The sequence below is a fragment of the Streptomyces ossamyceticus genome, assembly GCF_001418475.1.
GTDB lineage: Bacteria > Actinomycetota > Actinomycetes > Streptomycetales > Streptomycetaceae > Streptomyces > Streptomyces ossamyceticus.
In genome coordinates, this window is the sequence record NZ_LIQX01000777.1 from 1 (window position 1) to 5,825 (window position 5,825).

The window sequence follows — 5,825 nt, forward strand, 5'->3', positions numbered from 1 at the left end:
GCCCCCCACCAGCCCCTCCCCGGGCAGTCAGCGCATCCTCCACGGCCCTGCGGATCACGGCCCGCAGACGGGAGGAAGAAGGAAGGAATCATGTTCTCCGCTCTGGGCTCGGCCCTTCACCGCCGAAGGGTCGCGGTACTCCTCCTGTCCCTCCTGGTCACCGCCCTGGCCACGGTCTACGGCGGCACCGTGGCGGAGAAGCTCTCCAACGGCCTGTCCGACTACGACGATCCGGGCGGCGGCAACGTCGCGGCCCGCGAGATCATCGAACGGGCCACCGGCATCGACCCCCAGCAGGGCCATCTGCTGCTGGTCCGCACCGATGAGCGACTCGACAAGGACACCGCCCCGCCCAAGGCCGTCACGGCCGCCGCGGAGCTCCTGCGGTCCCGCCCCGAGGTCGAGCAGGTGGTCGACTACACCTCCCCGGACGGCGCCGCGCTCATCTCCCGCGACGGACGCAGCACCGTGGTCGTCGGCGCCACCGGCTCCATGACGGACCAGGAGAGCGCCCGCGCCGTGGAGGGTCTCCAGAAGGCCATCGACGACGATCCCACCCTGCGCGGCCGCACCTGGCTGGGCGGCGCCACACCCGGCCACGTCCAGGTGGCCGAGGTCTCGGACACCGACCTGACGCAGGCCGAACTCCTCGCCACCCCGGTGATCCTGGTCGTGCTCTTCCTGGTCTTCCGCGGGCTGGTCGCAGCGCTGCTCCCCCTGCTGGGCGGCATCGTCTCCCTGCTGCTCACCATGGCCGGCCTGCGCGTCGCCACCGAGTTCATGAACGTCTCCACCGGCGCGATGAGCCTCGCCTTCGCCCTCGGCCTCGGTCTGTCCATCGACTTCGGACTGCTGCTCGTCTCCCGCTACCGCGAAGAACTCGCCGAGCGCGGACCCGGCGCCGAGGCAGTCCTGCGGACCGTCGCCACCGCCGGCCGCACCGTGCTGTTCAGCGCCCTCACCGTGGCCGCGGCCCTCGCCGCGCTGATCGCGTTCCCGCAGCCCTACCTGCGGTCCATGGGACTGGCGGGCGTCATCACCGTGGTGTCCGCGGCCCTGTTCGCCCTCCTCGGACTGCCCCCGCTGCTCGCCCTGCTGGGCAAGCGGGTCAACTCCCTGGCCCCGCGCCGCTGGCAGCGTACGGCCGGTGCCGCCCGCGCCACCGAGGGACGCTGGTACCGCGTCGCGCAGGCCGTGATGCGCCGCCCCGCGATCTTCGCGCTCGCCGCCACGGCCGTGCTCCTGCTGATCGCCTCGCCGCTGCTGGGCGTGCGCTTCACCGGAGTGGACCCCACCCTCCTGCCCGAGGAGACCAGCGCGGGCCGGGTCGCCGCCGTGCTCGACGAGGACTACGACGCGAGGGCCACCTCGCCCCTGCAGATCGTGCTGGAGACCGACGGCGCCCCGGACACCTCCCGGCTCGCCGACTACACGGAGCGGATCGGCGCCGTTCCCGGCGTCAAGGCGGTGGGCACCCCCGTCGAACTCGACGACCGGTACTGGGAGATCGACGCCGTCCTCGCCGAGGACCCCCTGACCGACTCCTCCATGGACGCCGTCGAGGCCGTCCAGGACCTGGCCGCCCCGTACCCCGCCCTGTACACCGGCCGGACCGCCGACTTCCTGGCGCAGCGTCAGAGCATCGGCGACAGCCTGCCCCTGGCCGGCGGCATCCTGGTCGTCGTCACCCTGCTGCTCCTCTTCGCCTTCTCCGGCTCGGTGGTGCTGCCGCTGAAGGCCCTCGTGATGAACCTGCTGTCCACCGGCGCCGCCTTCGGTTTCCTGGTGTGGGTGTTCCAGGACGGCAACCTCGGCTTCGCCCCGCAGACCGGGTTGGAGGCCACCACGCCCGTCCTGGTCTTCGCGCTCGCGTTCGGACTGTCCACGGACTACAACGTCTTCCTGCTGAGCCGTATCAAGGAGGCCAGGGCCCAGGGCCTGGACAACCGTGAGGCGGTCGCCCAGGGCCTGTCCCGCACCGGCGGGATCGTCACCTCGGCCGCGGTCCTGTTCTGCATCCCGGTGGGCGCGCTCGCGATGTCCCGGCTGGTGTTCATCCAGGAGCTGGGCCTCGGCGCGGCGTTCGCCGTCCTCATCGACGCGACGGTGGTACGCGCCTTCCTCGTCCCCTCCCTGATGGCCCTCCTCGGCGCCGCCAACTGGTGGGCCCCGTCCCCCCTGCGCGCCCTGCACCGCGCCCTGCGCCTCGACCGGATGGAACACGCCGCGGAGGACACGCCTGCGTCCACTCCGGCCCCCGACAGGACGGCCGCACCCGTCGGCTGACACCACCCCTTCCCCCACCGCCACCACCGCCCCGACACGACGAAAGGCCGTCCGCCCATGCCGAAGGTCACCCAGGCCCACCGGGACGCCCGCCGGCGGCAGATCCTGGACGCCGCTCGCACCGTGTTCGCGGAGAAGGGATTCGCCCAGTCCTCCACCGGTGACATCGTGGCGCGCTCCGGACTGTCCGCCGGTGCGCTCTACCACTACTTCCCGAGCAAGGACCATCTGATCCAGGCCGTGTGCGAGGACGCGATCCACACGGCCCTGGACGACGTCACCTCGTCGAGCCTGCCCGAGTCGCCGGAACGCGTCCACGGCACCCGCGACGGGCGGGAACACGCGCGGTTGATGGCGCAGATCTGGGGCGAGGCGGCCGTCTCGCCCCGGCTGGCCGAACGGGTCCGCCACCACCTGGCGACGGCACACGCCAAGGCCACCGACCTCATCCGCGTGGAACGCACCGTCCGCGGCGTCCCCGCGGACCGGGACGCCACCGGAACGGCCCACGTCCTGCTGGCCCTCCTCACCGGCTACACCCTGCGCCTGGCCATGGGCGACGAGGAGAGCCCCGACGCGTTCGTCCGGGCGATAGACACGATCATCAAGACCCCCTGACCACCGCCCCACTGCACGGCCCCACGGCCCCCGCGCCACCGCCCGCGTACGGCGATCCGGCCGGGGGCTGTGGAGTGAGTGGCTGTGGAGTGAGTGGCTGGGCGTGAAGAGCTGACCGGGCGCTGTGGGGCGCGCGACGGTTGCGCGGGCAGCCGCCGGTGCCCGCGTACGGGCGCCCACGGCTGTGGGGGCGGGGTTGTGGTCGAGCGGGGCCGCCCGAGGGCGCGGATCGAGCCGGTGGCCGTGGGGTCGGCCGCAGGTTGTAGGGGGCAGTCGGCGGCGCGGAGATCAATCGGCGGCACGGAGGTCAGCCGGCGGCCACGGAGTTGGCCGACGGTCGTAAGGGCCGTGGCCGACCGGAGGCCGTGGGGCGAGTCGACGGCCGTGCCGTCACCCGCCGTTCGTGGGCGCCGACCCACGGCCGTGGTGGTCGTCCCACGGCCTGTGGCGGTCGATCCGTGGCTGTGGTGGTCGTCCCACGGCCTGTGGTGGTCGATCCGTGGCTGTGGTGGTCGTCCCACGGCCTGTGGTGGTCGATCCGTGGCTGTGGCAGTCAACCGGTGGCCTGTGTTGGTCGTCCCGTGGCTGTGGCAGTCAACCCGTTGCTGTGTTGGTCGTCCCGCGGCCGGGGCAGTCAACCCGTCGCTGTGTCGGTCGTCCCGCGGCCGGGCCGGTCGTCCCGTGGCCCGCGCCGGTCGATCCGGGACCGCGCCGGTCGATCCGGGACCGTGCCGGTCGTCCCGTGGCCGTGTCGGTCAACCCGGCGTCGTGGGGGTCAGCCCCAGGTCCACCGCCGCCTTGCGCAGGGCGTCCGTCACCGCTGCGATCAGGGGCTCGGGGCCGGTGCGGGAGGCTCGGTGGACGGCGGCGACGCGGCGGTGGCCCGCTACGGGTGCCGACGGAAGGGCGATGGTCTCTGCGGGGGCCCCGGCGAGGGCCAGCGTCGGGACGACGGCGGCGCCGAGCCCCGCCCGGACCAGGGCGAGGACGGTCGGGAACTCCCGGCCGACATGGGCGCGCCGCGCGGTGAAGCCGTACTCCGCGGAGATGCGCTCCAGCGCGCGCCCGCACGCGGTGTCGGACGGCGCCGCGACCCAGGGGCGCTCGGCGAGGTCACGCACCGAGCGGGGCGGCGGCGACCAGTCCGCCGGAGTGATCACCCGGTACTCGTCGTCCGCGACGGGCGTGGACGCCAGGTCCCGCCACTGCTCGTCGGGGTCGGGGTCCGCGCCGTCGTACTCGACGACCAGCACGTCCAGGCCACCGGTGCGCAGCTCCCGCAGGGCGTCGGGGCCCTCCGCCTCGATGACGCGCGGCTCCAGGCCCGGATGGGTGCGGGCGAGGGCGGCGAGGGCCGGGACCAGGAGGTGGCACACCGCCGAGGAGAACGCGGCGACCGCCACCGGGCCGGTCGCCCGGCCGGTGAGTTCGGCGAGTTCACGGCGCGCCTCGGCCAGCTCGTGCTCGATGCGTTCGGCGCGTGCCGCCAGCAGCCGCCCCGCCGGGGTCAGCCCGGCCCGGCGTCGCGAGCGGTCCACCAACGGACGGCCGACCTCCCGCTCCAGCTGCGCGAGATGCTGCGAGACGGCCGACGGCGTCAGATGCAGCACCTTCGCGGCGTCCACCACACCGCCGCGCAGCGCCACGGCGCGCAGGACGCGCAGGCGGCGGGGGTCGAGTTCCATAAGCGGCACTGTAGCTCCGCTTCAGTAATCCTTGCTTGTGATGAAGTGCCACTGCATGGAGGATCGGCCCATGAGCGAGAACGACGAGCAGTGGCGGGTCCGGTTCGACGCCGAGGTGACCTTCGGCAACGGCGGCGGACTGCAGACGCAGGGCTTCATGCTGGACGTGCCCGGCCCGGAGATCGGTGACGGGGAGCTGGCCGAGCTGTTCGTCCGGCATCTCGGACTGCTCGTGGTCGACAAGGTGCACGTCAGCGGCCGGGAGGCGGTGCGAGAGCCGCACAAGGGGTCGCGCGGCACGATCGGCGAGGGCCGCAGGACCGCGGACGGCACGGAGAGCGGCGCACACGAGGCGGGTGCCGCATCCGTGAGGGACGGTGGGCGCAGGCGGGCCGGCCGCCGGACGGTCGACCTCAGCCACACCATCCGGCACGGGATGACCACGTACCCCGGACTGCCCGGCCCCGAGATCGGCGAGCACCTCACACGGGACGCGTCCCGCGACCACTACGCGCCCGGCACCGAGTTCGCCATCGGCCGCATCACGATGGTCTCCAACACGGGCACCTACCTGGACAGCCCCTTCCACCGCTTCAGCGGCGGACACGACCTGGCCGGGCAGCCCATCGGCACGTTCGCCGACCTCGACGGCCTCGTCGTCCGTGTGCACGACACCGGACAGCGGGCCGTGGACCGGGCGGCGTTGCTGCCGTACGAGGTGACGGGGCGGGCCGTACTGATCCACACCGGGTGGGACCGGCACTGGGGCACCGAGCGGTACGGCCACGGCCACCCCTACCTGACGGCGGACGCCGTGGCCTGGCTGGTGGACCAGGGGGCGGCCCTGGTCGGTATCGACTCCCTCAACATCGACGACACCGACGACGGCACCCGCCCGGCCCACACCGGGCTCCTCGCCGCCGGCATCCCCGTCGTGGAGCACCTGCGCGGCCTGGAGCAACTCCCGCCGCAGGGCTTCCGATTCCACGCCGCGCCACCGGCGGTGGAGGGGATGGGCACCTTCCCCGTACGGGCGTACGCGCTCCTCGACGAGGCGGGCGGCGGGGCCGGGTGAGAGGGGTGGGTGAAGCGCGCGGAACGAAAGCCGGCGCTGATCGACATGCTCGGCCGGTGTGACCGGGCCGACGGCAGGCCGGTGCGTCGCGGCGGTTGCAGGTGTCCGAGGCGGGACTACTCGGTGGCTACGGGCCGGAAGGAGTGTCTAGGCTGAGCCGG

Annotated in this window: 4 protein-coding genes; 3 read left to right on the forward strand and 1 reads right to left on the reverse strand. The window is 73.5% G+C overall.

Annotation, left to right across the window (positions count from 1 at the left end; translation table 11 throughout):
- Window positions 1–90: 90 nt before the first annotated feature.
- Together AOK15_RS38540 and AOK15_RS38545 are read left to right on the forward strand one after the other, a co-directional pair.
- Window positions 91–2,286 carry an MMPL family transporter gene (locus tag AOK15_RS38540; protein ID WP_055523550.1) on the forward strand — a complete coding sequence of 732 codons (2,196 nt, stop codon included), beginning with the start codon at window positions 91–93 and terminating at the stop codon, window positions 2,284–2,286.
- A 57-nt stretch (window positions 2,287–2,343) separates the two neighbouring features.
- Window positions 2,344–2,904: a TetR/AcrR family transcriptional regulator gene (locus AOK15_RS38545; protein ID WP_055523552.1), complete on the forward strand. Its 561-nt coding sequence runs from the start codon at window positions 2,344–2,346 to the stop codon at window positions 2,902–2,904.
- 755 nt (window positions 2,905–3,659) lie between these two features.
- On the opposite strand, the gene AOK15_RS38550 is transcribed toward AOK15_RS38545, so the two are convergent.
- Window positions 3,660–4,589: a LysR family transcriptional regulator gene (locus AOK15_RS38550; protein WP_055523554.1), complete on the reverse strand. Its 930-nt coding sequence runs from the start codon at window positions 4,587–4,589 to the stop codon at window positions 3,660–3,662.
- 70 nt (window positions 4,590–4,659) lie between these two features.
- Here AOK15_RS38550 and AOK15_RS38555 point away from each other — a divergent pair, with 70 nt between their 5' ends.
- Entirely contained in the window at window positions 4,660–5,664 is a 1,005-nt protein-coding gene (locus AOK15_RS38555) for a cyclase family protein (RefSeq protein WP_240508790.1), read from the forward strand.
- The last annotated feature ends 161 nt before the right edge of the window (window positions 5,665–5,825 follow it).

Bases quoted from the DNA above. Each gene is read 5' to 3' on its own strand.
- AOK15_RS38540 (WP_055523550.1), top strand. From the start codon at position 91: ATGTTCTCCGCTCTGGGCTCGGCCCTTCACCGCCGAAGGGTCGCGGTA.
- AOK15_RS38545 (WP_055523552.1), top strand. From the start codon at position 2,344: ATGCCGAAGGTCACCCAGGCCCACCGGGACGCCCGCCGGCGGCAGATC.
- AOK15_RS38550 (WP_055523554.1), bottom strand. From the start codon at position 4,589: ATGGAACTCGACCCCCGCCGCCTGCGCGTCCTGCGCGCCGTGGCGCTG.
- AOK15_RS38555 (WP_240508790.1), top strand. From the start codon at position 4,660: ATGAGCGAGAACGACGAGCAGTGGCGGGTCCGGTTCGACGCCGAGGTG.